This window comes from Mesorhizobium sp. B2-4-1 (assembly GCF_006442185.1).
Lineage (GTDB): Bacteria > Pseudomonadota > Alphaproteobacteria > Rhizobiales > Rhizobiaceae > Mesorhizobium.
The window spans coordinates 414,925-440,138 of the sequence record NZ_VFVN01000001.1 but is presented as its reverse complement, the minus strand read 5'-3'; the positions used below and the strand labels follow the sequence as shown (position 1 = coordinate 440,138).

At 64.7% G+C, this 25,214-nt stretch carries 23 protein-coding genes; 5 read left to right on the top strand and 18 right to left on the bottom strand.

What is annotated here, in order from left to right; genetic code table 11:
* Positions 1-47 precede the first annotated feature (47 nt).
* The 4 genes from FJ949_RS02245 to FJ949_RS02230 all read right to left on the bottom strand — a co-directional run bounded on the left by FJ949_RS02245 (position 48) and on the right by FJ949_RS02230 (position 1,861).
* The gene (locus FJ949_RS02245; RefSeq protein WP_140491968.1) at positions 48-551 is read right to left on the bottom strand and encodes an SRPBCC domain-containing protein; all 504 of its coding nucleotides are present in this window, start codon (positions 549-551) and stop codon (positions 48-50) included.
* Between the two features lie 42 nt (positions 552-593).
* On the bottom strand, positions 594-1,040 hold the full coding sequence (locus FJ949_RS02240) for an SRPBCC family protein (RefSeq protein ID WP_140491965.1): 447 nt from the start codon (positions 1,038-1,040) through the stop codon (positions 594-596).
* Positions 1,037-1,351 carry a metalloregulator ArsR/SmtB family transcription factor gene (locus FJ949_RS02235; RefSeq protein WP_140493461.1) on the bottom strand — a complete coding sequence of 105 codons (315 nt, stop codon included), beginning with the start codon at positions 1,349-1,351 and terminating at the stop codon, positions 1,037-1,039. The genes FJ949_RS02240 and FJ949_RS02235 overlap by 4 nt, the downstream gene beginning before the upstream one ends.
* A 90-nt stretch (positions 1,352-1,441) precedes the next feature.
* On the bottom strand, positions 1,442-1,861 hold the full coding sequence (locus FJ949_RS02230; protein ID WP_140491962.1) for a GNAT family N-acetyltransferase: 420 nt from the start codon (positions 1,859-1,861) through the stop codon (positions 1,442-1,444).
* A gap of 154 nt (positions 1,862-2,015) precedes the next feature.
* On the opposite strand from FJ949_RS02230, the gene leuD reads away from it, so the two are divergent.
* Entirely contained in the window at positions 2,016-2,621 is a 606-nt protein-coding gene (gene leuD, locus FJ949_RS02225; RefSeq protein WP_140491959.1) for a 3-isopropylmalate dehydratase small subunit, read from the top strand.
* Positions 2,622-2,690: 69 nt separating this feature from the next.
* Positions 2,691-3,611 carry a hypothetical protein gene (locus FJ949_RS02220; RefSeq protein ID WP_140491956.1) on the top strand — a complete coding sequence of 307 codons (921 nt, stop codon included), beginning with the start codon at positions 2,691-2,693 and terminating at the stop codon, positions 3,609-3,611.
* A gap of 111 nt (positions 3,612-3,722) precedes the next feature.
* Here FJ949_RS02220 and lpdA read toward each other — a convergent pair whose 3' ends face one another.
* The 4 genes from lpdA to FJ949_RS02195 all read right to left on the bottom strand — a co-directional run bounded on the left by lpdA (position 3,723) and on the right by FJ949_RS02195 (position 9,000).
* Positions 3,723-5,120, bottom strand: a complete 1,398-nt coding sequence (gene lpdA, locus FJ949_RS02215; protein WP_140491954.1) for a dihydrolipoyl dehydrogenase — start codon at positions 5,118-5,120, stop codon at positions 3,723-3,725.
* 234 nt (positions 5,121-5,354) lie between these two features.
* Positions 5,355-6,734: a dihydrolipoamide acetyltransferase family protein gene (locus FJ949_RS02205; RefSeq protein ID WP_140491951.1), complete on the bottom strand. Its 1,380-nt coding sequence runs from the start codon at positions 6,732-6,734 to the stop codon at positions 5,355-5,357.
* Between the two features lie 16 nt (positions 6,735-6,750).
* Positions 6,751-7,764 carry an alpha-ketoacid dehydrogenase subunit beta gene (locus FJ949_RS02200; protein WP_140491948.1) on the bottom strand — a complete coding sequence of 338 codons (1,014 nt, stop codon included), beginning with the start codon at positions 7,762-7,764 and terminating at the stop codon, positions 6,751-6,753.
* 3 nt (positions 7,765-7,767) lie between these two features.
* Positions 7,768-9,000: a thiamine pyrophosphate-dependent enzyme gene (locus tag FJ949_RS02195; protein WP_140491945.1), complete on the bottom strand. Its 1,233-nt coding sequence runs from the start codon at positions 8,998-9,000 to the stop codon at positions 7,768-7,770.
* 680 nt (positions 9,001-9,680) lie between these two features.
* Between FJ949_RS02195 and holA the strand changes: the two genes are divergently transcribed.
* The gene (gene holA / locus FJ949_RS02190; protein WP_140491942.1) at positions 9,681-10,724 is read left to right on the top strand and encodes a DNA polymerase III subunit delta; all 1,044 of its coding nucleotides are present in this window, start codon (positions 9,681-9,683) and stop codon (positions 10,722-10,724) included.
* Positions 10,725-10,755: 31 nt separating this feature from the next.
* On the opposite strand, the gene FJ949_RS02185 is transcribed toward holA, so the two are convergent.
* The 7 genes from FJ949_RS02185 to mnmE all read right to left on the bottom strand — a co-directional run bounded on the left by FJ949_RS02185 (position 10,756) and on the right by mnmE (position 18,695).
* Positions 10,756-11,544 (bottom strand): DUF2182 domain-containing protein, encoded by a 789-nt coding sequence (locus FJ949_RS02185; protein WP_140491939.1) that lies wholly within the window; start codon positions 11,542-11,544, stop codon positions 10,756-10,758.
* Between the two features lie 34 nt (positions 11,545-11,578).
* On the bottom strand, positions 11,579-12,205 hold the full coding sequence (locus tag FJ949_RS02180) for a DUF1326 domain-containing protein (protein WP_140491936.1): 627 nt from the start codon (positions 12,203-12,205) through the stop codon (positions 11,579-11,581).
* 311 nt (positions 12,206-12,516) lie between these two features.
* Positions 12,517-13,404 carry a ParB/RepB/Spo0J family partition protein gene (locus tag FJ949_RS02175; protein ID WP_140491933.1) on the bottom strand — a complete coding sequence of 296 codons (888 nt, stop codon included), beginning with the start codon at positions 13,402-13,404 and terminating at the stop codon, positions 12,517-12,519.
* A gap of 57 nt (positions 13,405-13,461) precedes the next feature.
* Positions 13,462-14,262 carry a ParA family protein gene (locus FJ949_RS02170; RefSeq protein WP_140491929.1) on the bottom strand — a complete coding sequence of 267 codons (801 nt, stop codon included), beginning with the start codon at positions 14,260-14,262 and terminating at the stop codon, positions 13,462-13,464.
* A 57-nt stretch (positions 14,263-14,319) separates the two neighbouring features.
* Positions 14,320-14,952, bottom strand: coding sequence for a 16S rRNA (guanine(527)-N(7))-methyltransferase RsmG (gene rsmG, locus FJ949_RS02165; protein ID WP_140491925.1), 633 nt, complete (start codon positions 14,950-14,952; stop codon positions 14,320-14,322).
* Positions 14,949-16,823: a tRNA uridine-5-carboxymethylaminomethyl(34) synthesis enzyme MnmG gene (mnmG, locus tag FJ949_RS02160; RefSeq protein WP_140491922.1), complete on the bottom strand. Its 1,875-nt coding sequence runs from the start codon at positions 16,821-16,823 to the stop codon at positions 14,949-14,951. Before mnmG ends, rsmG begins: the two co-directional genes overlap by 4 nt.
* Positions 16,824-17,363: 540 nt before the next feature.
* Positions 17,364-18,695 (bottom strand): tRNA uridine-5-carboxymethylaminomethyl(34) synthesis GTPase MnmE, encoded by a 1,332-nt coding sequence (gene mnmE, locus FJ949_RS02155; RefSeq protein ID WP_140491919.1) that lies wholly within the window; start codon positions 18,693-18,695, stop codon positions 17,364-17,366.
* Positions 18,696-18,759: 64 nt separating this feature from the next.
* Between mnmE and FJ949_RS02150 the strand changes: the two genes are divergently transcribed.
* The gene (locus FJ949_RS02150; protein ID WP_140491916.1) at positions 18,760-20,796 is read left to right on the top strand and encodes a thioredoxin domain-containing protein; all 2,037 of its coding nucleotides are present in this window, start codon (positions 18,760-18,762) and stop codon (positions 20,794-20,796) included.
* A gap of 158 nt (positions 20,797-20,954) precedes the next feature.
* Here the strand turns inward: FJ949_RS02150 and rho are convergent, their stop codons facing one another.
* The 3 genes from rho to hemE all read right to left on the bottom strand — a co-directional run bounded on the left by rho (position 20,955) and on the right by hemE (position 23,962).
* Complete coding sequence (gene rho, locus FJ949_RS02145) at positions 20,955-22,220, bottom strand: transcription termination factor Rho (protein WP_140491913.1); 1,266 nt, start codon at positions 22,218-22,220, stop codon at positions 20,955-20,957.
* Between the two features lie 174 nt (positions 22,221-22,394).
* Positions 22,395-22,931 (bottom strand): protoporphyrinogen oxidase HemJ, encoded by a 537-nt coding sequence (hemJ, locus tag FJ949_RS02140; RefSeq protein WP_140491911.1) that lies wholly within the window; start codon positions 22,929-22,931, stop codon positions 22,395-22,397.
* Positions 22,931-23,962 (bottom strand): uroporphyrinogen decarboxylase, encoded by a 1,032-nt coding sequence (gene hemE / locus FJ949_RS02135; protein WP_140491908.1) that lies wholly within the window; start codon positions 23,960-23,962, stop codon positions 22,931-22,933. The genes hemJ and hemE overlap by 1 nt, the downstream gene beginning before the upstream one ends.
* 403 nt (positions 23,963-24,365) lie before the next feature.
* Between hemE and FJ949_RS02130 the strand changes: the two genes are divergently transcribed.
* Entirely contained in the window at positions 24,366-25,187 is an 822-nt protein-coding gene (locus FJ949_RS02130; RefSeq protein WP_140491905.1) for a pyruvate, water dikinase regulatory protein, read from the top strand.
* The last annotated feature ends 27 nt before the right edge of the window (positions 25,188-25,214 follow it).

Below are 25,214 nucleotides of genomic sequence, written 5' to 3'. Positions count from 1 at the left end.
CCCTCTTTGACGCTGACATCAAAAGGGTCTGCACCGCCACCAGTCGGCTAAGCCGCCACTCGGCTTCCCGCACCCAAATACGCCTGTAGCCAGCCCAGCACGCGTCCCCAGCCCTCGGCATGTTCGGCCGCCGCTTCGGCCAGCCCGGCAAAGCCGCCATGGCAAATGGCGAGGCGCGTGCCCGCAGCGGTTGGTTCCAGCAGCCAGGCGACCGTCGTTTGCCGGCGGCCAAGCGTCGGATGGTCCCAGGCATAGGCCCTTGTCTGCACGATCCGGCGCGGCACCTCGATATCGAGGAATTCCCCGTTGGCCGGTAGGTCCCTGCCGTCGGCTCCACGGACCGTGACGGCCCATCGGCCGCCGGCGCGAGGGTCTGCCGACCATTTCACCATCCGGTAGGTGTCGGCGGACCCCCACCATTGTTCGACCTCGTCCGTGATCAGCGCGCGGAAGACGCGCTCGGCCGGCGCGCCGATTTCGGCCTGGGCCATAACGGTCTCGCCATTGGTCATGCTCTGCACGGCTGAAGTTGGCACTGGCATATGCAACATCGATGCCTCCGAATGATTGTTTCGGCTGAGAAGCAATGATTTTCAGCCTTTTGACGCCGGCCGAGACAGGCCCTGCCCGGTTTCGAGCAGGCTTTTCAGGCTCGACAGGACGAGCGGCCAGCCCTTGCCGACATGCTCCAGCAGCTTGTGCGGGCCGTCGGCCGCATGGGTGACGGCAAGCTTCATCATGTCGCCCTCCTGCTCGATGACGAAGGTGCAGGTGGTGTAGCCGTCGGCCTTGACGTCCGGCATGAACTCATTGCGCCATTTGATCACCAGGCGCCTTGGCGGATCGATCTCGAGGATCTCGCCGCTGTCGGTCACCCGGCCGTCGGCATAGACCATCTTCCACGCGGAGCCCTTTCTCCAGTCGCTCTGCATGCGGGCGCCGAGAAAATATTGCTGGTGGAATTCCGGTTCGGTCAGCGCCTGCCAAAGCTTGTCGGGCGTGGTTCGGATGTAGGTCACATAAACGAAGGCGTTGCTCATCGATCTTCCCTTTCGAGGCGTCTCTTCAGATCGCCGAGGGCGGAGAGCCGCCCCCGCTCGAATTTGCCGATCCAGCGCTCGGCGATCTCGTTGATCGGAACCGGATTGAGATAGTGCTCCTTCTCGCGCCCCTTGCGGATTGTGGTGACAAGGTTCGCCTCCTCGAGGATCGCCAGGTGCTTGGTCACCGCCTGGCGGGTCATATCCATCTCAGCGCACAGCCCGTTCAGCGTCTGCCCGTTCCTGTCATGAAGGCTGTCCAGCAATTGCCGGCGGGTCGGGTCGGCCAAAGCGCGAAAGACGGCGTCCATGCTCATGGCTCTAATATGCAACCATTTGGTTGCATGTCAAGGCGACATGTCATGCCAACGGCTGCTGGATCCGGCCACAGGAGAAAAATGTCAGCGCGTGCGGGAGAACCAGAAGGCGTCGGCCATGCGCATCATGCCGATGCGTTCGTAGAAGCCGGCGGCGTCGGGCACGGAAACCAGGCTGATGGCGACGGACGGGCCGAGCTGCCGCCGCGCCTCGTCCATCAGTCCCTTGCCGATGCCGAGCCCCTGCGCCGATCCGGAAACGGCGAGATCGGAGATGTAGCAGACCCAGGAGAAGTCCGTCACGGCCCTGATGACGCCGACCAGCGGCTTGCCTTCGGTATCCAGCCGCGCGGTCAGCACCAGATTGGCGCCCGACAGCATCGCCCGCAGCCTGTCGGCATCATCGACGGGACGGATCTCGCCAAGGCCGGAGTCCACCAGCACGCGGCGGAATTCGGCGACGTCGAGCGCGGGTTCGCGTGCATAGAGAATTTTTTCAGCCATCACAGCCAGACTGCACCATCGGGCCGCGAATTCGAAGCCGTTTGTGCGGCACCCCGTGCCGACGCGCGCGAACACCTGCCTTTTATTTGTCGCCGGCTTTGTGTAAACCGGGCGCCAGCAATCCCCCGCAATGCCAGGAAGACGGGCAAAGACCATGGAAAAATTCACCAAGCTCACCGGCGTCGCCGCGCCCATGCCGATCGTCAACGTCGACACCGACATGATCATCCCCAAGGACTATCTCAAGACGATCAAGCGCACCGGGCTCGGCAGCGGCCTGTTCGCTGAGATGCGCTACAAGGACGACGGTTCGGAGAATCCGGATTTCGTGCTCAACAAGCCGGCCTACCGCAAGGCGCAGATCCTCGTCGCCGGCGACAATTTCGGCTGCGGCTCCTCGCGCGAGCACGCGCCGTGGGCGCTGCTCGATTTCGGCATACGCTGCGTCATCTCGACCTCCTTCGCCGACATCTTCTATAACAACTGCTTCAAGAACGGCGTGCTGCCCATCACCGTCAGCCCCGAGGATCTCGACAAGCTGATGGACGACGCTTCGCGCGGCTCCAACGCCACTTTGTCGATCGACCTCGAGGCCAAGGAGATCCGCGGGCCCGACGGCGGCGTGGTCAAGTTCGACCTCGATGACTTCAAGCGTCATTGCCTGCTGAACGGCCTCGACGATATCGGCCTGACGATGGAGAAGGCCGGCGCCATCGCTTCGTTCGAGAAGAAGAACGCCGAGCTGCGCCCCTGGGCCTGAACGGCGCGGCTGACGATATCGGCCCGGCCGTCGCTGGCCGGGCTTGCGGCGGCTGAAGGAGGAACTGTCATGATACGCCCGCTTCTTGCCAGCGCCTGCGCCCTGGCCATGACCGTGGCGACGCTGGCCGGCGCGCATGCGCAGGCCGAGACGGGGCAGCAGCCACCGGCAGCAAGCGAGACGCCGGCCACGGATCAGGGAGCCGCCGACGTTTCCGACGACGACAAACAGGCGCCGGTGCCGTTCGAGGGCGGCCAGTTCACCATCACCCAGCAGGAACAGTATGGCGAGAAGGTGCTTGCCTATGACGGCAAGCATCTGGCCAGCAATTACGACGTCTTCTTCGACAAGATCGTCGAGGTCGGCGGCGTCAAGGTGGCGCTGTTCGACGTCGGCGACGGAGGCAATCAGTGCGGGCCGGCGACGGTGATCGTCTGGAAACCGGAAGGCGCGGAGATCCAGAGCACCACCGTCGAGCAGGACGAGTGCGGCGCCCCGCCCACGGCCGTCTCCGACAGCGCCATCTATTTCGTGCCTTATCTCCTGCCCGGCGATTCGAAGCCGGCATTGCAATGGTCGCCGACATCGGGGCTGACGATCGCGGGCAATCTGACCTACATGCCCGAACCCGGCACCGACTGGAAGGACATCGATCCGTCGAAATACGACAACATCATCGACGCCTTCCACAATGAGGCCGTCTACAAGGCGGCCGAGGCGCTGCTCGGCAAGGACATGCCCGACATGGCGACCAGCCTGCTGGTCGGCGGCGGCACCGAGAAGACCGCGTCCGGCGCCTTCTACGCCAGCGGCTGCGTGCCGCATGATTGCGGCGGCAATGACGGCTTCATGGCGGTCGACCCGGGCCAGCACAAGCTCTATTTCGCCCGCCGCGGCGACAACGGCCAGCCGGACGCCAAGCCCCCGGTGAAGACCTGGCCGGCCGACGTGAAGGCAGCGCTCGACAAGGCGATGAGCGCGCCGAATTAACTCCGAATTGCGCATCGTAGGCGGGATGTGCGGGGCGCCTAAGCTGCCATCTCCCCCCTTGAGCGGGAGATGTCCGGCAGGACAGAGGGGGGTGCTTTCCGCCGTCCCGAATTAGATATGCAGCGCGTGTCCCAGCGCCTTCAGGGCCGCTTCCTGGAAGCCTTCGCCCTGCGTCGGGTGGGCGTGGATGGTGCCGGCGATGTCCTCCAGCCGCGCGCCCATTTCGAGCGCCAGGCCGAAGGCCGTCGACAGTTCCGACACGCTTTGGCCGACCGCCTGGATGCCCAGCACCAGATGATTGTCCGCGCGGGCGACGACGCGGACAAAGCCGTCCTCGCCAATCCTGGTCATCGCGCGGCCATTGGCGGCGAAGGGAAACATCCCGACCTTGATTTCCCCACCGAGCGCCTTGGCCTCTTCGGGCGACAGGCCGACGGTGACCAGCTCCGGATCGGTGAAGCAGACGGCGGGGATAGCCCGCTTGTCCCAGCTCCGCTTATGGCCGGCGACGATTTCGGCGACCATCTCGCCTTGCGCCATCGCCCGGTGCGCTAGCATCGGCTCGCCGGTGACGTCGCCAATGGCGAAGATGCCGCGCATGGAGGTGCGGCACTGCTCGTCGATGCGGATGAATCGCCCCGCCATGTCGAGGTCGATCTGGTCGAGCCCCCACCCTTCCGTCACCGGCTTGCGGCCGACCGTGACCAGGATCTTGTCGGCGGCGATCCTCGCATCCTTGCCGTCCGGGGTCTCGACCAGCAGCGCGTCGCCCTTCGTCGACAGGCCCTTGGCCTTGGCCCCCGTGATAACCTCGACGCCGAGTGCCGCCAGCCGCTTGACCACGGGCCGCGTCAGTTCGGCGTCATACTGCGCCAGCACGCGCGGCAAGGCCTCGACCACGGTCACCGCCGCGCCCATCTTGGCGAAGGCCGTGCCGAGCTCCAGGCCGATATAGCCGCCGCCGACCACCGCCAGCCGCTGCGGCACCTCCTTCAGCGCCAGCGCTTCCGTCGACGAGATCACCGGCCCGCCGAACGGCAGGAACGGCAATTCGACCGGCGCCGAGCCGGTGGCGATCACCACCGCTTCGGCGCGGATCACCTGGCTTCCCGTCTCGGTCTCGACCGCGACGGTCTTGCCGTCTCGAAACGTCGCCCAGCCCTGCACGGTCTTCACCCCGGCCTTCTTGAGCAGGCCGGCGACGCCGCTGTTAAGCCGACTAACGATGCCGTCCTTCCAGGCGACCGTCTTGCCCAGATCCAGCGCCGGAGCGGCCAACGAAATGCCGAGCGGGCTGTTGCCGCCCGCCATCTGCGCGACCTTCTCGAACTCCTCCGCTGCATGGATCAGCGCCTTGGAGGGAATGCAGCCGACATTGAGACAGGTGCCGCCCGGCTTGCCGGCCTCGACGATGACGGTATCGACGCCGAGCTGCCCGGCACGAATAGCGCAGACATAGCCGCCCGGCCCGGCGCCGATGACCAGCAGCTTGCAGGAGATTTCTTTCATGACGTGACCCTTCGATCCGAGGAAACGCTCCGTCGAGATTCTTCGCGCCCCCCTCTGTCCTGCCGGACATCTCCCCCACGAGGGGGGAGATTGGAGGCTTCGGCGCCTCGCTCAATCCCGCAGCGCTGGTGATTGGCGAAAGCCGGCGTGACATCTGATCTCCCCCCTTGTGCGGGAGATGCCTGGCAAGGCAGAGGGGGGCGCTCTCCCGTCATCATCTCGAATGATCCACCCTCAATCCACGAAAATCAGCGCCGGCGTTTCCAGGAGCGTCTTGATGCGCTGGATGAACACCGCCGCGTCCCAGCCGTCGATGACGCGATGGTCGAAGCTCGACGACAGGTTCATCATCTTGCGCGGGATGAACTGGGTGCCGTCCCATACCGGCCGCACCATCATCTTGTTGACGCCGAGGATCGCCACTTCCGGGTGGTTGATGACCGGCGTCGTCGCCACGCCGCCCATGGCGCCGAGCGAGGTGATGGTTATGGTCGAACCGGAGAGCTCGTCGCGCGTCGCGGTTCCCGACTTGGCCGCCTCGGCCAACCTGGCGACCTCCGCGCCGCATTCCCAGATGTCCAGCGCCTCGGCGTGCTTGACGACGGGCACCACCAGTCCCGACGGCGTCTGCGCGGCGATGCCGATATGAATGCCGCCATGCTGGTGGATGATGCCGGCCTCGTCGTCGAACAGCGCATTGAGGTTGGGCTGGTCCGCGATCGCCCTGACCATCGCGCGCATCAGGAACGGCAGCAGCGTCAGCTTTGGCCTTTCTACCCCCTTGGCCGCCCGCTTCTCCTTGTTGAGCGCGGCGCGCAGATCCTCGAGCGCGGTAACGTCGACCTCCTCGACATAGGTGATGTGCGGGATGCGCGACGCCGCCAGCGTCATCTTCTCGGCGATCTTGCGCCGCAGGCCCACCACCTTGATGTCCTCGACGGCATCGTTGCGGGCGAGGCCGGATGCCTTGGCCATGTGCGGCCCGCGCGCCAGGAACGCCTCGATGTCCTCATGGCCGATGCGACCGGCCGGGCCGCTTCCCTGGACCTGCCTGAGGTCAATGCCCGCTTCCTTCGCACGCAGCCGCACGGCCGGCGAGGCCAGCGGCCTTTCACCTTGCGCACGCGGCGCGCTGTTGACCTTGGACCTGGCGCCGTCATCCTCGGGCTTGTCCCGAGGATCTACCGACCTTCCGGAACTGGTCGCGTCATATCCCTGTGGGACGGCGGATCCTCGGGACAAGCCCGAGGATGACGGCGACAGATTGGGCGATGACGGCTCCAGGTCCGAGACCGGGCGAGCCCCCGTATCATCGGAGATACTTTCAGCCGTCACTTCCGCCGGCATCGCACCGCCAACGACATTGCCCTCGCCGGCCACCTTCAGCCGCACGATGGGCGAGCCGATCGCCACCGTGTCGCCGATATCGGCGCCCAGCCACAGGATCTCGCCGTCGACGGGGGAAGGGATCTCGACCGTGGCCTTGTCGGTCATCACGGCGGCAAGCATCATGTCCTCGCGCACGATGTCGCCGACCTTGACATGCCATTCGACGAGTTCCGCCTCGGCGACGCCCTCGCCGACATCGGGCAGCTTGATGATGTGTTCGCCCATGTCGGGCCTCCCCGTTCTAGGCTTCCAATGTTTCCGTAAGCGCCCGGCCGACGCGGGCCGGACCGGGGAAATAGTCCCATTCCTGCGCATGCGGATAGGGCGTGTCCCAGCCGGCGACGCGGGCCACCGGTGCCTCCAGATGGTAGAAGCAGTTTTCCTGCACAAGCGCGACCAGCTCCGCTCCGAAGCCGGAGGTCAGCGTCGCCTCGTGCACCACGACGCAGCGTCCGGTCTTCTTCACCGACGCCACGATGGTGTCGAGGTCGAGCGGCAACAGCGTCCTGAGATCGACGATCTCGGCATCGATGCCGGTCTCCTCGGCCGCCGCCTGCGCGACATAGACCATTGTGCCGTACGCCAACACCGTGACGGCGGAGCCGGCCCGGCGGATCGCGGCCTTGCCGAGCGGCACGGTGTAGTGGCCGTCGGCGACCTCGCCCAGCTCGTGCTTCGACCACGGCGTCACCGGCCGGTCGTGATGGCCGTCGAAGGGGCCGTTGTAGAGCCGCTTCGGCTCGAGGAAGATGACCGGGTCGGGATCCTCGATCGCCGCGATCAGCAACCCCTTGGCGTCATGCGGGTTCGAGGGCACGACGGTCTTCAGCCCCGACACATGGGTGAACAACGCTTCCGGGCTTTGGCTGTGCGTCTGGCCGCCGAATATGCCGCCGCCGGTCGGCATGCGCACCACGATCGGGCAGGTGAAGTCGCCGTTCGAGCGGTAGCGCAGCCTCGCGGCTTCCTGGGTCAGCTGGTCGTAGGCCGGGTACATGTAGTCGGCAAACTGGATCTCCACGCACGGCTTCAGACCATAGGCGGCCATGCCGATGGCCGAGCCGACAATGCCGGATTCATTGATCGGTGCGTCGAAGCAGCGGCTCTTGCCGTATTTCGCCTGCAGGCCTTGCGTGCAGCGGAACACGCCGCCGAAAAAGCCGACATCCTCGCCGAACACCACCACTTTCTCGTCGCGCCCCATCGACACGTCCATCGCGTCGCGAATGGCCTCGATCATGGTCTGCCTCGGCATGGCTCAGACCCCCGCCTGCTGGCGCTGGCGCCGCAGATGCGGCGGCATCTCGGCATAGAGGCCCTCGAACATGTCGCGCGTCGACGGCTTGCCGCCGGCGTGCAGCGTGCCGTGGCTTTCGGCTTCCTTCTGCGCCGCGATCACCGTGTCGAGGATTTCCGCTTCAGCCTGCTTGTGCCGCTCCTCCGACCAGACGCCGAGCCGGATGAGATGGTTCTTCAGCCGAACCACCGGGTCGCCGAGCGGCCAGGCATCGGATTCGGTCTTCGGCCGGTAGGCCGAGGGATCGTCCGAGCTCGAATGCGCGCCGGCGCGGTAGGTGACATATTCGACCAGCGTCGGCCCCAGGTTGCTGCGCGCGCGCTCGGCCGCCCATTTCGCCACGGCGTGGACGGCGAGATAGTCGTTGCCGTCGACGCGCAGCGCCGGGATGCCGAAACCCAGCCCGCGCGCGGCGAAAGTGCCCGCGCCGCCGCGCGCTATGCCTTGAAACGTCGAGATTGCCCACTGGTTGTTGACGACATTGAGCACCACGGGCGCCTTGTAGGTCGAGGCGAACACCAGCGCCGAATGGAAGTCGGATTCCGCCGTCGAGCCGTCGCCGATCCAGGCCGCGGCGATCCTTGAGTCGTTCGAGATCGCCGAGGCCATCGCCCAGCCGACCGCCTGGATATACTGCGTCGCCAGATTGCCCGAGATCGAGAAGAAGCCGTGCTCCTTGGACGAATACATGATCGGCAATTGCCGGCCCTTCAGCGGGTCGGCCTCGTTGGAATAGATCTGGTTCATCATCGTGACCATCGGGTAGCCGTCGGCGATGAGCAGCCCGGCCTGCCGATAGGTCGGGAAATTCATGTCGCCGGGGGCGAGCGCCTTGCGGAAGGCGCAGCTCACCGCCTCTTCGCCCAGATGCTGCATGTAGAAGGAGGTCTTGCCCTGCCGCTGCGCCATCTGCATGCGCGCATCGAAGGTCCTCAGCGTCATCATGTGGCGCAGGCCTTCGAGCAGTTCCTCGTCGGAGAGCAGCCCCGCCCACGGCCCCACCGCCTCGCCCGCGCGGTTCAGCACCCGGATGATCGAGAATGCCATGTCGCGGATGGCGCGTGGATCGACGTCGATTTCGGGGCGCGGCACCGAGCCGGCGGCGGCGATGGTCACGTTGGAGAAATCAGGCGTGCCGCCCGGCCGCACCTCGGGCTCCGGAACATGGAAGCGCGACATCCCAGCATCGGCCATGAGCTTCGTCCTCCATGTCGCCTGGCGCCGATATTTGCACATCCGCGCCGCCAGTGCGAATTCACCGGGCAAGCCTCCGGGCATCGGGCCGGCCAAGCCGGCCGATACAGCCTGCCGCGCACCAAGATGAAGATATGTCGGCGAAATTTCTTGTCGATGTTGGGCGGCGCCGCGCAATTAGGCGCAAGGTCGCGTGAGATTTGTCGCCAGATAAGGTGATTGTTTGGCAAGCTTGGCTGCCGCGCCCACTTCACGCCTGCGGAAGGAGAGGAGAATCGCGGGTCCGCCAAACGTGGCGCCCTTCCTCTCCCCCGTCGATCGGGGGAGATGTCGAGCGCAGCTCGACGGAGTGGGGGTCGACCTTCCCTCGAAGCATTGCTTCCGCTTGATTACCCGGTTTTCTTCCTCGCCGGTCATTGCGCGTGTCTTGGAGCGGCGGCGCGTTTGGCAAACGGCTTCCCCCCACTCTGTCCCGGCTGCGCCGGGCCACCTCTCCCCCTCCGGAGGGAGAGGAAAGGCGTCAAACTTGGCGAGCTCGCACCCTTCCTCTCCCCCGTCGATCGGGGGAGAGGTGTCGAGCGAAGCTCGACGGGGTGGGGGTCGATCTTCCCTCGAAGCAGTTCTTCCGAGGTGAACTGGAAAACGTTCACTCCGCCCCAACATCATGCTAACCACCCTCGATGGCACAGAAGAAAGCATACGAAGTGGATTCCTGGCTCGCGAAGCCGGACCCGCGCATGGCGATCGTCCTGCTTTATGGCCCCGATCGCGGCCTCGTCTCGGAGCGCGCCAAGGCTTTTGCCGCCGCGACCGGCCTGCCGCTCGACGACCCCTTCTCGGTGGTCAGGCTCGACGGCTCCGAAGTCGAGCGCGACGAGGGCCGGCTGCTCGACGAGGCGCGCACCGTGCCGATGTTTTCCGACCGCCGCCTGCTGTGGGTGCGCAATGCCGGCGGCCAGAAGGCGCTGGCCGACGACGTCAAGGCGCTGACGGCGGAGCCCGTGCGGGACGCGATCATCCTCATCGAGGCCGGCGATCTCAAGAAGGGCGTCGGGCTGCGCGCCGTCGTCGAGGCGGCCGACAACGCCATGGCGCTGCCCTGCTATGCCGACGAGGCCAGGGACATCGATGCCGTGATCGACGACGAGCTGCGCAAGACCGGCGCGACGATGACGCTTGAGGCAAGACAGGCGCTGCGCCGCAATCTCGGCGGCGACCGGCTGGCCTCGCGCGGCGAGATCGACAAGCTGCTGCTTTATGTCCATGGCCAGAAGGAAATCGGCCTCGACGACGTCAGGGCGATGTCCGGCGACGTTTCCGGCGCGTCCTTCGACGATGCCGTCGACGCGCTTCTCGAAGGCAAGGTCGGCGAGTTCGACACCGCCTTCACCCGCCATTGCCAGGCAGGCGGCCAACCCTTCCTGGTGCTGTCCTCGGCGATGCGGCAGTTTCAGGCGATGCAGTCCATGCGCGGCCAGATGGAGGCCGGCGGCCGCAATGCCGTGTCGGTGGTGGCGGCGGCGCGCCCGCCGGTTTTCTTCTCGCGCCGCAAGCTGGTGGAGAAGGCGCTGGAACGCTGGAGCGTCGAGGCGCTCGGCCGCGCGCTGACCCGGCTGCAGACCGCCGTGCTGCAGACGCGGCGAAGGCCGGACCTGTCGGTGGCGCTGGCAAGGCAGGCGCTGCTCGGGATCGCGGTGGAGAGCGCGAGATTGGCGCAGCGTTAGGCCCTTTGGCGCCGGGCGCTGCCTCCGTTGGTCAATTCATTGTCATGGCGCCTACCGGCTCAAAGGTCGGCAGCGCCTGTGGAAAGACCAGCACCGCCGCGCCATAGAGCAGCAGAGCGATGCCCGACAGCTTCGCGATCCCATTTCCAGACGGCAGGGTCTTTTCCGCGAATATCAGCAAGGTGACCACGGCCATTGCGGCAACGTTCATGATCCCGAGAGGAAAGAGGGCGAGAAACAGAAGCCAGCAGCAGCCCAGGCAGAAAAGTCCATGCTCCAGACCCATGCGAACCGCGCCCCAGTAACCATCGCGCCATGAGGTCAGGATGAAGCCGATCGGCGTGCGGCATTTGGCCAGACACAGATCCTTCAGTGGGGAAAGTTGATAGGCGCCCCCAAGCATCAGCAGCGCGCCGCCGACACGCGCGGCCGTCGCCGTGGACAATCCCACATGCCCGGCGAGCACCTCCGCACCCGCCGCGCCGGCAAAGGCGATAACGCCCATCACGCCCCAGACCAGCATGTACCCGGCCACGAACACCCAGCTCGAAACAAAGGTCTCGCCCCGGCCCCGTTTGCCGGCCTGGACCCGGTGAAATGTCAGGATCATGGGGGCGGCCGTCGGAAACATCATGGCAATCATCATGATCATCCAGACGGCAAGAAACAGCGGCGCCTTCATGCCCATGGTGAGCGAGTACATTTCCATGCGCATGTCCGCGTCCATGCCCGTCTGCTGCCGGATGAGCAAGGTCCATGCCGCCGCCGCGATAGCGATCAGCAGCGCGAGAATGATGTATCGCTGCAACGTCTGCACCATGGACGAAGTACGTCCCGTACTCTGCGGCCAACGGCTACTGCTGGCCGGACCAGTTGATCGGGGCGTAATGTCCGTTCCGGCGGGAATTGTCCCAGCTCATGCCATGGTCGCTGAATGTACTGCCTTCCGCCCCCATCGCCAAGGCGAGCCAGTCGGGATTGACGGGATGGCCAGTGGCCGCCCACATCTGCCCGTCCTCGCGCATCGTCGGCAGCGGCTCGACCGCCATTCGCATGACGCCGGCAATCTCCGCCGACCGCTTCTTGCCGTCTATCCGGTAGCTTATCGGCACCTTCTTGGCGCCGAGATTCGTGCCGATCAAGGGTGCCAGCACCGCCATGGGGCCGCCCGCGACGCCAGTGAAGATGGCGCCTAGCGCCTCTGTCTGCCTGTCATCGGCCCGTTCGTCGATATAGGCGGCGGCCGTCCAGTTGCCGTCTGCCATCGGACCCGGCGTGTGGGCAACCATGGCGACGCTGAGCCCATCCAACCGAACGTCGCCGTAACTGCCCGTATCGATATGAAAGACCAGACCGACGTCGCAAAAGCCTTTCGTCGGCCTTGATGTCAGCTGCGCGTTGGTAGACAGCAGGCAAGGACACACGACATCGCAGCTACAGTTTTCGAAGTAACTTCCGGACAATTGCCAACGGACTGCCATTTGCACCTCCCATTTGCGTCAGGCGCGCGTCGGCATATTGCTTTGGCGAGGCGGTGCCATTTCACGCCTGTTGCAGGAATGGCAGATAGCCCTCGCCGCGACTGACCGGCACGCTAGGGCAATTAATTTAAGCCTTGTCTAATAGAGGTTACGCCGTTGCCGGGCACTGTCAAGCCGCGAGCGCGGCTGGCGACGGATGCCGATGGCGCTGCTTTTTCGCCAATCGCCAGCGCTTCAAACGAAAGGGCTGGCGGACAGCCAGCCCTCGTCCCTGCGTTGTAGCTTCCGCTTTGTTGAAGTTCGCCGGCTAACTACCGCTCTTGTTTCAATCTCCGACACAGCTCGTCAAGCTGCTCCAGCGTCCGGTACGCCACGCGAATCTCGCCGCCTTTGTTCGTGTGGTCGATGGTCACGATCATGCCGAGCGTGCCGGTCATCAGCTTTTCCAGCGCCAGCGTGTCGGCGTCTTTTTCCGGCGCGCTTTTCGCCTGCTTCGGCTTCGCCGGGGTTGGACCGGCCGGCATCTGCGCCAGCGCTTCGGCCTGGCGCACCGAGAGCCCTTCCTCGACGATGCGCTTGGCAAGCCCCGCCGGGTCCTCCGCCGTCACCAGCGTGCGGGCATGGCCCGCCGACAACGCCCCGTCGACCAGCATGTCGCGGATCACGTCGGGCAGCTTCAGCAGCCGCAGCGTGTTGGCGACATGGCTGCGGCTTTTGCCGATGACCTGGCCGAGATCGGCCTGGGTGTAGCCGTGATCGTCGATGAGCTGCTGATAGCCGAGCGCTTCCTCGACCGGGTTGAGATCGGCGCGCTGGACGTTCTCGATGATTGCTAGTTCCAGCGCCGTGCGGTCGTTGACCTCGCGCACGATGACCGGGATCTCGGTCAATCCGGCGCGTTGCGCGGCACGCCAGCGCCGCTCGCCGGCGATGATCTCGTAGCGCCCGGCCTGCGACGGCGAAGGCCGCGCCACCACCGGCTGCACCACCCCATGCTCGCGGATCGATTGCGCCAGGTCGGTCAGCTCGGCATCGCCGAAATGCCGGCGCGGGTTTTTCGGATTGGGCGTCAGGAACTCGATCGGCACCTTGCCGTCGGCACTCATCCCAGGCTTCTCCGGCGCGCTCGGACGGTCGATCTCGCCGATCAGCGCTGCCAGCCCGCGGCCCAGTCTCTTTCTCGAAAGGTCTTCGCTCATTTCGGTTCCAGATTGTTTCGGTATCGAATCGGCTTTTGCTCCATGCGCGGCCGCTTGTTAAGCGGCGCGCAATTTACGCTCGCGGCGGATCACTTCCGACGCAAGCTGCAGATAAGCCTGGCTGCCGGAGCATTTGAGGTCGTAGAGGATCGCCGGTTTGCCGTAGGACGGCGCTTCAGAGACCCGCACATTGCGCGGGATGATGGTCTCGTAGACCTTGTCGCCCATATGCTCGCGCACGTCCTGCACCACCTGGTTGGCGAGGTTGTTGCGGCCGTCATACATGGTCAGCACGATGCCCTGGATGGTGAGATCCGGGTTGATCGAGCGGCGCACCTGCTCGACGGTTTCGAGCAGCTGGCTGAGACCTTCCAGCGCGAAGAACTCGCATTGCAGCGGCACCAGAACGGAATCGGCCGCCGCCATCGAATTCAAGGTCAAGAGATTGAGCGACGGCGGACAGTCGATCAGCACATAGCCAAACCCGGCCGAACGCGCCGATGCGGCGCGCAGGGCGTTGCGCAGCCGCAGCACCCGGTCCGGCGCCGAGGCGATCTCCATCTCGATGCCGAGCAAATCGAGGGTCGACGGCACGATCGACAGGCCGGGCACCGCCGTCGGGATCGCCGCCTCCTCCAGCTCCAGCTCGCCGGTCAGCACGTCATAGGACGACACCGTGCGGTCCTTGCGGTCGATGCCGAGGCCGGTACTGGCATTGCCTTGCGGATCGAGGTCGACGATCAGCACCTTCTCGCCGATCGCCGCCAGCGCGGTGGCCAGGTTGATGGCAGTGGTGGTCTTGCCGACACCGCCCTTCTGGTTGGCTACGGTGATGATTCGAGGGCCGTTCTTCATCATGGGTCTATGCCAGGAATTCATTTTGGGTCGCCAACACGGATTCGGACAGGTCTTTGTTCAGACAGGTCGCACATTGGACAGTTCAAGGATGACGCCGCCAGGGTCGGTCATGCTTGGATGTTCTACCAGATCGAAGCTCCAGCGGTTAACGCTTTCTTGCACTTCGGCGCGGTAATCCCGGCCTTTGTGGAACAGCCCACGCGCGCCTGATGTCAGCCACGGTCCCGCCAGCTCAAGCAAGGTCGAAAGCGGCGCCAGCGCCCGCGCCGTGACGATTTCCGGTGCCGCGACAAGCGCATGGCTGTCATCGATGCGGCGCGCCACGACACGCGCCGGCAGGCCGAACTGGCCGACGACGGCTTGCAGGAATCCCGCTTTCTTGCGATTGCTTTCGACCAGGTCGATGCTGGCGCCGTCACGCTCGGCAAGCAGGAACGCCAGGACCAGTCCCGGAAATCCGCCGCCCGAGCCGATATCGACCCATCGCCGCGCTTTGTCCTCGATTCGCCAGAGCTGCGCGCTGTCCAGTATGTGGCGTTGCCAGACATCGCCGGCCGTCGACTGCGCGACGAGATTGATGCTGCGGTTCCATTTCTGGAACATCCCTTCGAACACCACGAGGCGATCGAATGTTTCACGTGAAACCGGACCGGCGGCGTTGCGCAGCCTCTCCCAGGAGGCAGCGCTCACGCGACGTCCCTTTGCGCGCTCTCGGAATGCCTGATATGAGCGACGATGATGGCCAGCGCCGCCGGCGTCATGCCTTCCATGCGCTGCGCGTCGGCAACCGAACGCGGTCGCCGCGCATGCATCTTCTGCTTCAGCTCGTTCGATAGTCCCGGCACCTCGGCGAAGTCGAGCGACTCGGGGATGAGCCGGCTTTCCTCGTGCCGGATTTGGGCGACGTCGCTCTTCTGGCGATCGAGATAAACCGAATATTTCGCTTCCGTTTCGAGGCGCTCCGCCGTCCTGGCGTCGATCGTCCCGAAATTCCTATCGATTCGGGCCGCCCAAGCCACGTCGACGCCGGGATAGGCGAGCAGTTCATAGGCGGATCTGCGCACGCCGTCGCGATTGACCTCCAGCCCGTGGCGCGCCGCCTCGTTGGGTGTCAGCTTTACGCCGAGCGCCAGCCGGCGCGCTTCGGCGAGGCGCTGCTCCACCTCGCCGAACCGCTGCATCCGCCGGGCTGACGCTATACCCAGCCTTGCAGCCAGCGGCGTTAGCCGCTCGTCGGCATTGTCGGCGCGCAGCGAAAGCCGGAATTCGGCGCGCGAGGTGAACATGCGGTAAGGCTCGCTGATGCCGCGGCTGGTCAGATCGTCGACCATGACGCCGATATAGGCTTCGGTGCGGCTGAGCACGACCTGCTCGCTGCCCGACGCCCGCCTTGCGGCATTGAGGCCCGCCAGCAGACCTTGCGCGGCGGCCTCCTCATAGCCGGTCGTGCCGTTGATCTGCCCGGCTAGAAACAGGCCCCCGACGCGCTTCGTCTCCAAGGTCGGATGAAGCTCGCGCGGGTCGACATGGTCGTATTCGATGGCATAACCGGGCTGCAGCATCACCGCTCGGTCCAGCCCCGGGATGGTCTTCAAGATTTCGAGCTGAACCTCCTCCGGCAGCGAGGTCGAGATGCCGTTGGGATAGACCGTGTCGTCGTCCAGGCCTTCCGGCTCTAGAAAAATCTGGTGGCCTTCGCGGTCGCCGAACTTGACGATCTTGTCTTCGATCGACGGACAGTAGCGCGGCCCGACGCCTTCGATCGAGCCCGAATACATGGCCGAGCGCCCGAGATTGGCGCGGATCAGTTCATGCGTGGCCGCGGTCGTGCGCGTGATGCCGCATTCGATCTGCGGCGTCTCGATGCGGTCGGTCAGCAGCGAGAACGGCACCGGTTCGTCATCCGCCGCCTGGCTCTCCAACGACGCCCAGTCAATGGTGCGCCCGTCGAGGCGCGGCGGCGTGCCGGTCTTCAGCCGGCCGAGCTTGAAGCCTGCGCGGCTCATCGTCGCCGACAGCCCTAGGCTCGCTTGTTCATTCATGCGGCCGGCGACAATCTTCTTCTCGCCGATATGGATCAGCCCGCGTAGGAAGGTTCCGGTGGTCAGGACCACCGCGCCGCTGGCAAGGCGCCGGCCATCGGCCAGGAGAACGGCGCGCAGGCATCCCGAATCGTCGATGTCGAAGTCGAGCACCTCGCCCTCGATCACATCGAGACCGTTCTGCTGCCGGATCGCTTCCTGCATGGCGAGCCGGTAAAGTTTCCGGTCGGCCTGGGTGCGCGGGCCGCGCACGGCCGGCCCCTTGCGCCGGTTGAGCAGGCGAAACTGGATGCCGGCCGCGTCCGCCACCCGGCCCATCAGCCCGTCCATGGCATCGATCTCGCGCACCAGATGGCCCTTGCCGAGCCCGCCAATGGCCGGATTGCAGGACATCACGCCGATCGTGTCGAAACGCAGCGTCACCAGCGCTGTCCTGGCGCCCGCACGCGCAGCCGCGCTGGCCGCCTCGCTGCCCGCATGGCCGCCACCCACCACAACCACATCATAGTGATCGGTCATTTCAAACGTCCTGGATCCGAAGTTTGGTGGAGAGATGTCCCCGCAGCGGGACGGTGTCAAGAAACTTCGCGGGAGTTTCACGTGAAACAGGACGGCGAGCCTCATTGTAGTGTTTCACGTGAGTCACGTGTATCGACCGCCGGCGCCGCCCCCCGGCGCCGTGTCGGCACTCCTCCCTGGCACAGGGAGACAGCGCTGACCGCAAAGCCGGCACCTTCATTTACAAAGCTGATAATTGCCGAAACCGGAAATAACAGCGCCCTCTCCCCGTCTTTATAAGAGAATGCCGGATAAGAGAATGCCGGCAGGCAAGTGCGGGGTAGCGCCGACGCTGGCGATTGACCCCGGCGCAGCCGTTTCACGTGAAACAACGTCGGGTTGGAGAGCCCCTCTGTTTCACGTGAGTCATCGGCCGGGCGCTTCATGATAAGGCCAAGGTCAGCGCTGCCCCTCATCCGCCTGCCGGCACCTTCTCCCCGTAGAGTGACGGGGAGAAGGGAGGCTCGACGGCGTCGGCGCCCCGACAATGTTCCACGTGAATCATTTCCCGATGCAGAACTGCGAGAAAATCACATCCAGCATGTCCTCGACATCGACCGCGCCGACGATCCGGCCGAGCCGGTCGGCGGCCAGCCGCAGATCCTCGGCGCGCAGTTCCTGCCCGGCGTCCGGGCTCTCGGCCGCGCGCAGCAGGAAGCGGTTGGCTTCGCCTAGCAATTCAACGTGGCGAAGCCGTGAGGGCAGGATGTCGCCCGCTTCGCCAACCTGCGCGGCCGCGAGCCTGGCGATTTCGGCCAGCAGTTCCGTCACGCCCGTCCCGTTCTTGGTCGAAATGACGCGATCATAACCGCCTGTAAGCCCGGCGGGGGCTCTTTCCTGCACCAAATCGAGCTTGGTGCCCACGCGCAAGGTCGCGATCCCCTCGCGTTGAAGAGCAACGGGATGCGGGTCGGCCATATCCTCGAGGATGAGCAAGAGGTCGGCGCCATGCGCCTTGGCTCGCGCCTTCTGGATGCCGATCGCTTCCACCTTGCCGGCGGCGTCGCGCAGGCCTGCGGTGTCGGTCAGCCTGACCCGCAGGCCTTCGAGGTCAAGCACGATCTCGAGCAGGTCCCGCGTCGTGCCTGGCTCATCCGTTACAATAGCTGCATCGCGCCGCGCCAAGGCGTTGAACAGGCTCGACTTGCCGGCATTCGGGGCGCCGAGGATAACAACCTCGAACCCGTCGCGGATGATTTCGCCGGCACGAAACCCGGCAATGTGGCGCTCGATCTCCCCGATCATCGCCGAAACATCAGACCAGACCGTATCCGAAACGGAACCGGGAATGTCGTCTTCGTCGGCAAAGTCGATCTCGGCCTCGATCATGGCGCGCGCATGGATCAGCCGCCGCCGCCAGCTCAGATAAAGCTCGGCCTGCGCGCCCTCGGCATTCTGCACCGCGAAGCGCCGCTGCCCCTCGGTCTCGGCGTTGACCAGATCGGCCAGCGCTTCCGTCCTTACCAAATCGACCTTGCCATTGAGGAAGGCCCGGCGCGTGAACTCGCCCGCTTCGGCGTGCCTGACGCCTTCGAAACCGGCGATCGTCTCCAACAGCCTCGCCACCACGGCGCGGCCGCCATGCACCTGGAATTCCGCCACGTCCTCGCCGGTGAAGCTGCCGGGGCCGGGGAAAAAGATCACCAGGCCACTGTCGAGCACGCCGCCATCGGGCGCCCGCAGCTTGCGCAGGCTGGCCACGCGGCCCTTAACCATACCGCCGGCGATCGTTTCGACAACGAATCGAGTCTTTGGCCCCGAAATGCGGATGACGGCGACGCCGGCGGGCAGGCGGCCGCTGGAAAGCGCGACGATGGTGTCGGCCGAAATCATTTGCCCGCCTTGTTGGACCGCCCTAGCTTCACTATCCAACCCCTGTTTCGCCGGACCGCTCATCGTGACACTGCCTGCGCAAAATCTGCTTGCCGACGAAGCCAGCCCCTATTTGCAGCAGCACAGCGGCAATCCGGTGCATTGGCGGGCCTGGTCGCCGGCGTCGCTTGACGAGGCGAGGGCGCTGGATCGGCCGATCCTGCTGTCGATCGGCTATGCCGCCTGCCACTGGTGCCACGTCATGGCCCATGAAAGCTTCGAGAATGACGACGTCGCCGCCGTCATGAACCGTCTGTTCGTCAATATCAAGGTCGACCGCGAGGAGCGTCCCGACATCGACCAGATCTACATGGCGGCGCTGTCCTCGATGGGCGAGCAGGGCGGCTGGCCGCTCACCATGTTCCTGACCTCGGACGGCAAGCCTTTCTGGGGCGGCACCTATTTCCCGCGCGAGCCGCGCTATGGCCGCCCGGGCTTCATCCAGGTCATGGAGGCGATCGACAAGGCCTGGCGCGAGAAAAGAGCAAGCCTGAACCAGAGCGCCGACGGGCTGACTTCGCATGTCGAAACCCGGCTCGCCGGCGCGCATGCCCGCACCGCGCTCGACCGCGACACGCTTGCCGCGCTCGCCAGAGGCATAGACGGCATGATCGACAAGGATCTCGGCGGCCTGCGCGGCGCGCCGAAATTCCCCAATGCGCCATTCATGCAGACACTGTGGCTGTCGTGGCTGCGCGACGGCAATGCCGGTCACCGCGACGATGTCCTCCTGAGCCTCGAACGGATGCTGGCCGGCGGCATCTACGATCACGTCGGCGGCGGTCTCAGCCGCTATTCCACGGACGCGCAATGGCTGGTGCCGCATTTCGAAAAGATGCTCTACGACAACGCGCAGCTCATCCGTTTTTGCAACTGGGCCCATGCCGCGAGCGGGAAGTGTTTGTTCCGGGTCCGAATCGAGGAGACCATCGGCTGGCTGCTGCGCGAGATGCGCCTCGATGGCGGCGCCTTCGCCGCCAGTCTCGATGCCGACAGCGAGGGCGAGGAGGGCCTTTTCTACACCTGGAGCCGGGAAGAGATCGAGACCGCGCTCGGCGACGATTCACCGTTGTTTTTCAACAACTTCATGCTCTCCAGCCCACCCGGTTGGGAAGGCAAGCCCGTTGTCCACCAGACGCAGGCCCAGCAGGGGCAAGGCATTGCCGAGCAGCCGCTTCTGGCCGCTCTCAAGGCAAGGCTGCTGGCAGTCCGTGAACGGCGCGTCAGGCCAGGCCGCGACGGCAAGGTCCTCGCCGACTGGAACGGCCAGATGATCGCAGCACTTGCCGAGGCCGGCCGGTCGCTGGCGCGGCAAGACTGGATCGACGCGGCCAAGACCGCATTCGACCAGATCGCCTCTTCCGCCGAGGGCGGACGGCTGCCGCATTCCATGCTCGGCGCCAAGAAACTGTTCCCGGCCCTGTCGAGCGACTATGCGTCGATGACCAATGCGGCGATCGCCCTGTTCGAAGCCACCGGCGATTGGAGCTACGCCGATCGGGCCCGGCAATTCGTCGAGCAGCTCGACCGCTGGCACGCCGATGCCGACGGCACCGGCTATTATCTCACGGCATCCGATAGCACCGACGTGCCGATCCGCATCAGGGGCGATGTCGACGAGGCTATTGCGTCGGCCACCGGCCAGGTCATCGAGGCGCTGGTCCGGCTCGCCGCGCTGACCGGCGATCTCGACCTGCAGGAGAAAGCGACGAAAGTCGCCGAACATGCCGCCGGCCGCGCGGCGCACCAAGCCTATGGACAGGCCGGCATCGTCAACGCCTCGGCGCTCGCCATAGAGCCGCTAAAGCTGGTGCTTGTGGACGATCTGGCGAATCCGACGCTCGTTCCGGTAGCGAATCGCAATCCCGATCCGCGTCGGGTGGATATTGTGGTGGCGATCGGTACACAGGCGAATCGAACGCTGTTGCCGGGCGGGATCCTGCCTCCCGCCGACAGGCGGGGCGCGTGGCTGTGCACGGGGCAGGTGTGTTTGCCGGCGGTGAGCGATCCGGATGAATTGGAAGGGCTATTGCGACGAAGACCACAGAGTTCGTCATCCTAGGGCGAAGCTCCGTCGCGGAGACCCTAGGATCCATGCCGTGACTTTCGAGCGCTGCAACAGGTGGAAGATCCAATCCGCCGCGCTCTTTGGGAGAGGCCATGGCATGGATCCTCGGGTCAAGCCCGAGGATCACCAAGAAGTGGAGCTCGCTCTGCGAACTACGTATTCATTGAATCGAAGAAGTCCGCGTTGGTCTTGGTCTGCTTCAGCTTGTCGATGAGGAACTCGATCGCGTCGGTGGTTCCCATCGGCGCCAGGATGCGGCGCAGCACGAAGATCTTCTGCAGGTCAGCGCGCGGCACCAGCAGGTCTTCCTTGCGGGTACCCGACTTCAGAATGTCCATGGCCGGGTAGATGCGCTTGTCGGCGACCTTGCGGTCGAGCTGGATTTCGCAGTTGCCGGTGCCCTTGAACTCTTCGAAGATGACTTCGTCCATGCGGCTGCCGGTATCGATCAGCGCGGTGGCGATGATGGTCAGCGAACCGCCTTCCTCGATGTTGCGGGCTGCGCCGAAGAAGCGCTTCGGGCGCTGCAGCGCATTGGCATCGACGCCGCCGGTCAGCACCTTGCCCGAGGACGGCACCACGGTGTTGTAGGCGCGGCCGAGGCGGGTGATCGAATCGAGCAGGATGACGACGTCGCGGCCATGCTCGACCAGCCGCTTGGCTTTCTCGATGACCATCTCGGCGACCTGCACGTGGCGCACCGCCGGCTCGTCGAAGGTCGAGGAGATCACCTCGCCCTTCACCGAGCGCTGCATGTCTGTCACTTCCTCCGGCCGCTCGTCGATCAGAAGCACGATCAGGTAGCATTCCGGATGGTTGGCGGTGATCGAGTGGGCGATGTTCTGCATGAGAACCGTCTTGCCGGTACGCGGCTGCGCGTTGATCAACGCGCGTTGGCCCTTGCCGATCGGCGCCACCAGGTCGATCACGCGCGGCGAGATATCCTTGGAGGTCGGGTTGTCGATCTCCATCTTCAGCCGCTTGGTCGGATAAAGCGGCGTCAGATTGTCGAAGTGGATCTTGTGGCGGATCTTTTCGGGATCGTCGAAATTGATCGTGTTGACCTTGAGCAGCGCGAAATAGCGCTCGCCCTCTTTCGGACTGCGGATCGGCCCCTCGACCGTATCGCCGGTCTTGAGCGAAAAGCGCCGGATCTGCGAGGGCGAAATATAGATGTCGTCGGGGCCCGGCAGATAATTGGCGTTGGCCGAGCGCAGAAAACCGAAACCGTCCTGCAAGACTTCGACCACGCCGTCGCCGATGATCTCGATGTCCTGGGCGGCCAGCTTCTTGAGGATTGCGAACATCAGCTCCTGCTTGCGCATGACGCTGGCGTTCTCCACCTCGAGCGATTCGGCATAGGCGATCAGCTCTGGCGGTTTCTTGTTCTTGAACTCGGTGAGTTTCATTTCTTGCATTAGGATAGACTCTGGGTAGGCTTTTGGGAGGAAATCGGCGGGATGCGATAAATGCCGGGCGCGGCCAAAAGCAATGAAGGGCGGCGCATGACGGGAAGGAAGACCCGTCTTTTATCGTCGGCCGGCTGAAAGAGCAAGCCGCCTTTTAGCAGGTCGTGAGAGAGGTCTGAAGGTTCAGAACGGCTTAACGACGACCAGGATCACGATAGCGATCATCAGCAATGTGGGGATCTCGTTGACGATCCGCCAGTGCCTCGCGGGTTTTTCGTTACGATCCTCAGCGAATTTTCGCACAGCGCCGGCCAGATAGCCGTGGATGCCCGACAGAACCAGCACCAGCGCGATCTTGCCGTGCAGCCAGCCGCCCTGGAAACCGAAACCTTTCCAGGCCAGCCATAGGCCGAACACCCAGGTGACGATCATCGCCGGGTTGATGATGCCGCGCAGCAGCCGGCGCTCCATCACCTTGAAAGTCTCCGACTGCACCGAACCCTTCTCGGCGTCGGCGTGATAGACCAGCAGCCGCGGCAGATAGAGCATGCCCGCCATCCACGAAATGACGGCAAGAACGTGGATCGCCTTGGCCCAGAGATAGAAGCCGTCTGGGGCCGCCAGAAACAGCAGCGCGGTGAGCACGACCAGGGCCGCGATGCCGATCACCATCCGCATCATCGCCTGGCCCGTGCTGTTGGTGTTGCTCATCCCGGCCATCAGCGTGTCGCGCTCCTCACCAGTTTCACCATCGCCTCGACATGCGCAATCGGCGTTTCCGGGGTAATGCCGTGGCCAAGATTGAAGATCAACGGTCCGCTTCCCAGGCTCTCCAGGATCGCGCTGACGCCGTCGGCCAGCGCCTTGCCGCCGGCGACCAGCCGCAGCGGATCGAGATTGCCCTGGACGGCCCCTTCCCGCTGCAACGCCTTCGCTGTCTCCAGCGGCACCGTCCAGTCGATCCCCAGCCCCGTGACGCCGGTCTTCTCGCGATAGCTCCGGTAGCGCGCGCCGGCGCCCTTGGGAAAACCGATGATCGGCACATCGGGATGGACCGCTCGAACCTGCCTCACGATCTCGGCCACCGGCTCGACGCAGAACAGCTCGAAACAAGCATCGTCGAGCACGCCGGACCAGGAATCGAATATCTGCACCACATCGGCGCCGGCCTCGATCTGCCTGATGAGATAGGCGGCCGAATGATCGGTCAGCACCTTGAGCAGCCGACGAAACGCCGCCGGCTCCCGATAGGCGAACAGCCGCCCCGGCGCCTGGTCCGGCGTGCCGTGCCCGGCGATCATGTAGGTCGCCACCGTCCACGGCGCGCCGCAGAAGCCGATCAGGGCGGTTTCATCGGGCAGTTTCGCCCGCAACCGGCGAACCGTCTCGTAGACCGGTTCGAGATTCACGTGAAACACCGTGCTGTCCAGGGCCGCGATTTCAGCCGCCGTGATCGGCGTCAGCAGCGGCCCTCGCCCCTCTTCGAAGCGTACGTCGCGGCCAAGCGCATGCGGAACGACAAGGATGTCGGAGAACAGGATCGAAGCGTCGAAGCCGAAGCGCTCGATCGGCTGCATGGTCACCTCGAAGGCAAGGTCGGGATCATAGCAGAGGTCGAGGAATGAACCTGCGCGTCGGCGCGTCTCGCGGTATTCCGGCAGATAGCGCCCGGCCTGGCGCATCATCCAGAGCGGCGGCGGAAACACTGTCCCACCCTTCAGCACGTCCAGCATGATCCGTCTTGCAGGCATAGAGCGCTCGCCTCTCCCGGCTTCCCTTTAATCAAATATCTTATTTTAAAGAATCTTCTGATTCTAAGAGTCTGTTGGTTGTGGTGGTTGTCACCTGTCCCGCTTTGGCCGTCAAAACACCAGCAAGCATATTGTCGCGCATTTCCAATCGCCCCTTGCAGGGTTCTGGGGACGAGCCGGAATCTTCCATTGGACTCAACACGCTAGAGCAGCGATCCTGCAGGTACGTCCTGTGGACAGACAAAAGGCAGAAATCTCCGTCCACGGACTTGTCCCCAGCCGCCCGACGAAGCCTACAGCGCATCGAATTGTGGACAAACCGGCATCTGATACAGTCGCTCCGGCCGGCGGGTTTTCCGAACCCTGCTTTATCCACATCCGCCCACAGCCCTAGGTAAACCCTGTGAACAAACCCCAGAGCTTCTTCCACCTGCACCTGATCTCCGACGCCACCGGCGAAACGCTGCTCGCGGCCGGCCGCGCGGCTTCGGCGCAATACAAGGATGCGCGCGCCATCGAGCACATCTACCCGCTCATCCGAACCGAAAAACAGGTGGCCAAAGTGTTCGAGGACATCGAGGAGGAGCCGGGCATCATTCTCTACACCGTCGTCGACCAGAAGCTGGCGCGCGGCATCGACGAGCGCTGCGCCGCCATGGGCCTGCCCTGCGTCTCCGTGCTGGAGCCGGTGCTCACCGTCTTCCAGTCCTATCTGGGCACGCCGGCCGGCCGCCGCGTCGGCGCCCAGCACGTCCTCGATGCCGAATATTTCCGCCGCATCGACGCACTCAACTTCACCATGGAACATGATGACGGCCAGTTGCCGGCCAATATGGACGATGCCGACATCGTGCTGGTCGGCATTTCGCGCACGTCCAAGACGCCGACCAGCATCTATCTCGCCAACAGGGGCATCAAGACCGCCAACATTCCGATCGTGCTCGGCGTGCCGGTGCCCGAAAGCCTGGTCAACGCCAGGACGCCGCTGATCGTCGGCCTTGTCGCCACCGCCGAACGCATCTCGCATGTCCGCCAGAACCGCATCCTCGGCAACAGCAGCGCCTATGTGCCAGGCGACTATGTCGACCGCGCCGCCATCAATGAGGAGCTCGCCTATGCCCGCCAGATCTGTACCCGCCATGGCTGGCCGATGATCGACGTCAGCCGCCGCTCGATCGAGGAGACGGCGGCGGCAATCGTTGCCCTGCGGGGGAAGACGCGGTAGGTGCAGATGAGAGAAGTGAGGGGTGCG

Bases quoted from the DNA above. Each gene is read 5' to 3' on its own strand.
- FJ949_RS02245 (WP_140491968.1), bottom strand. From the start codon at position 551: ATGTTGCATATGCCAGTGCCAACTTCAGCCGTGCAGAGCATGACCAAT.
- FJ949_RS02240 (WP_140491965.1), bottom strand. From the start codon at position 1,040: ATGAGCAACGCCTTCGTTTATGTGACCTACATCCGAACCACGCCCGAC.
- FJ949_RS02235 (WP_140493461.1), bottom strand. From the start codon at position 1,351: ATGGACGCCGTCTTTCGCGCTTTGGCCGACCCGACCCGCCGGCAATTG.
- FJ949_RS02230 (WP_140491962.1), bottom strand. From the start codon at position 1,861: ATGGCTGAAAAAATTCTCTATGCACGCGAACCCGCGCTCGACGTCGCC.
- leuD (WP_140491959.1), top strand. From the start codon at position 2,016: ATGGAAAAATTCACCAAGCTCACCGGCGTCGCCGCGCCCATGCCGATC.
- FJ949_RS02220 (WP_140491956.1), top strand. From the start codon at position 2,691: ATGATACGCCCGCTTCTTGCCAGCGCCTGCGCCCTGGCCATGACCGTG.
- lpdA (WP_140491954.1), bottom strand. From the start codon at position 5,120: ATGAAAGAAATCTCCTGCAAGCTGCTGGTCATCGGCGCCGGGCCGGGC.
- FJ949_RS02205 (WP_140491951.1), bottom strand. From the start codon at position 6,734: ATGGGCGAACACATCATCAAGCTGCCCGATGTCGGCGAGGGCGTCGCC.
- FJ949_RS02200 (WP_140491948.1), bottom strand. From the start codon at position 7,764: ATGCCGAGGCAGACCATGATCGAGGCCATTCGCGACGCGATGGACGTG.
- FJ949_RS02195 (WP_140491945.1), bottom strand. From the start codon at position 9,000: ATGGCCGATGCTGGGATGTCGCGCTTCCATGTTCCGGAGCCCGAGGTG.
- holA (WP_140491942.1), top strand. From the start codon at position 9,681: ATGGCACAGAAGAAAGCATACGAAGTGGATTCCTGGCTCGCGAAGCCG.
- FJ949_RS02185 (WP_140491939.1), bottom strand. From the start codon at position 11,544: ATGGTGCAGACGTTGCAGCGATACATCATTCTCGCGCTGCTGATCGCT.
- FJ949_RS02180 (WP_140491936.1), bottom strand. From the start codon at position 12,205: ATGGCAGTCCGTTGGCAATTGTCCGGAAGTTACTTCGAAAACTGTAGC.
- FJ949_RS02175 (WP_140491933.1), bottom strand. From the start codon at position 13,404: ATGAGCGAAGACCTTTCGAGAAAGAGACTGGGCCGCGGGCTGGCAGCG.
- FJ949_RS02170 (WP_140491929.1), bottom strand. From the start codon at position 14,262: ATGATGAAGAACGGCCCTCGAATCATCACCGTAGCCAACCAGAAGGGC.
- mnmG (WP_140491922.1), bottom strand. From the start codon at position 16,823: ATGACCGATCACTATGATGTGGTTGTGGTGGGTGGCGGCCATGCGGGC.
- mnmE (WP_140491919.1), bottom strand. From the start codon at position 18,695: ATGATTTCGGCCGACACCATCGTCGCGCTTTCCAGCGGCCGCCTGCCC.
- rho (WP_140491913.1), bottom strand. From the start codon at position 22,220: ATGCAAGAAATGAAACTCACCGAGTTCAAGAACAAGAAACCGCCAGAG.
- hemJ (WP_140491911.1), bottom strand. From the start codon at position 22,931: ATGGCCGGGATGAGCAACACCAACAGCACGGGCCAGGCGATGATGCGG.
- hemE (WP_140491908.1), bottom strand. From the start codon at position 23,962: ATGCCTGCAAGACGGATCATGCTGGACGTGCTGAAGGGTGGGACAGTG.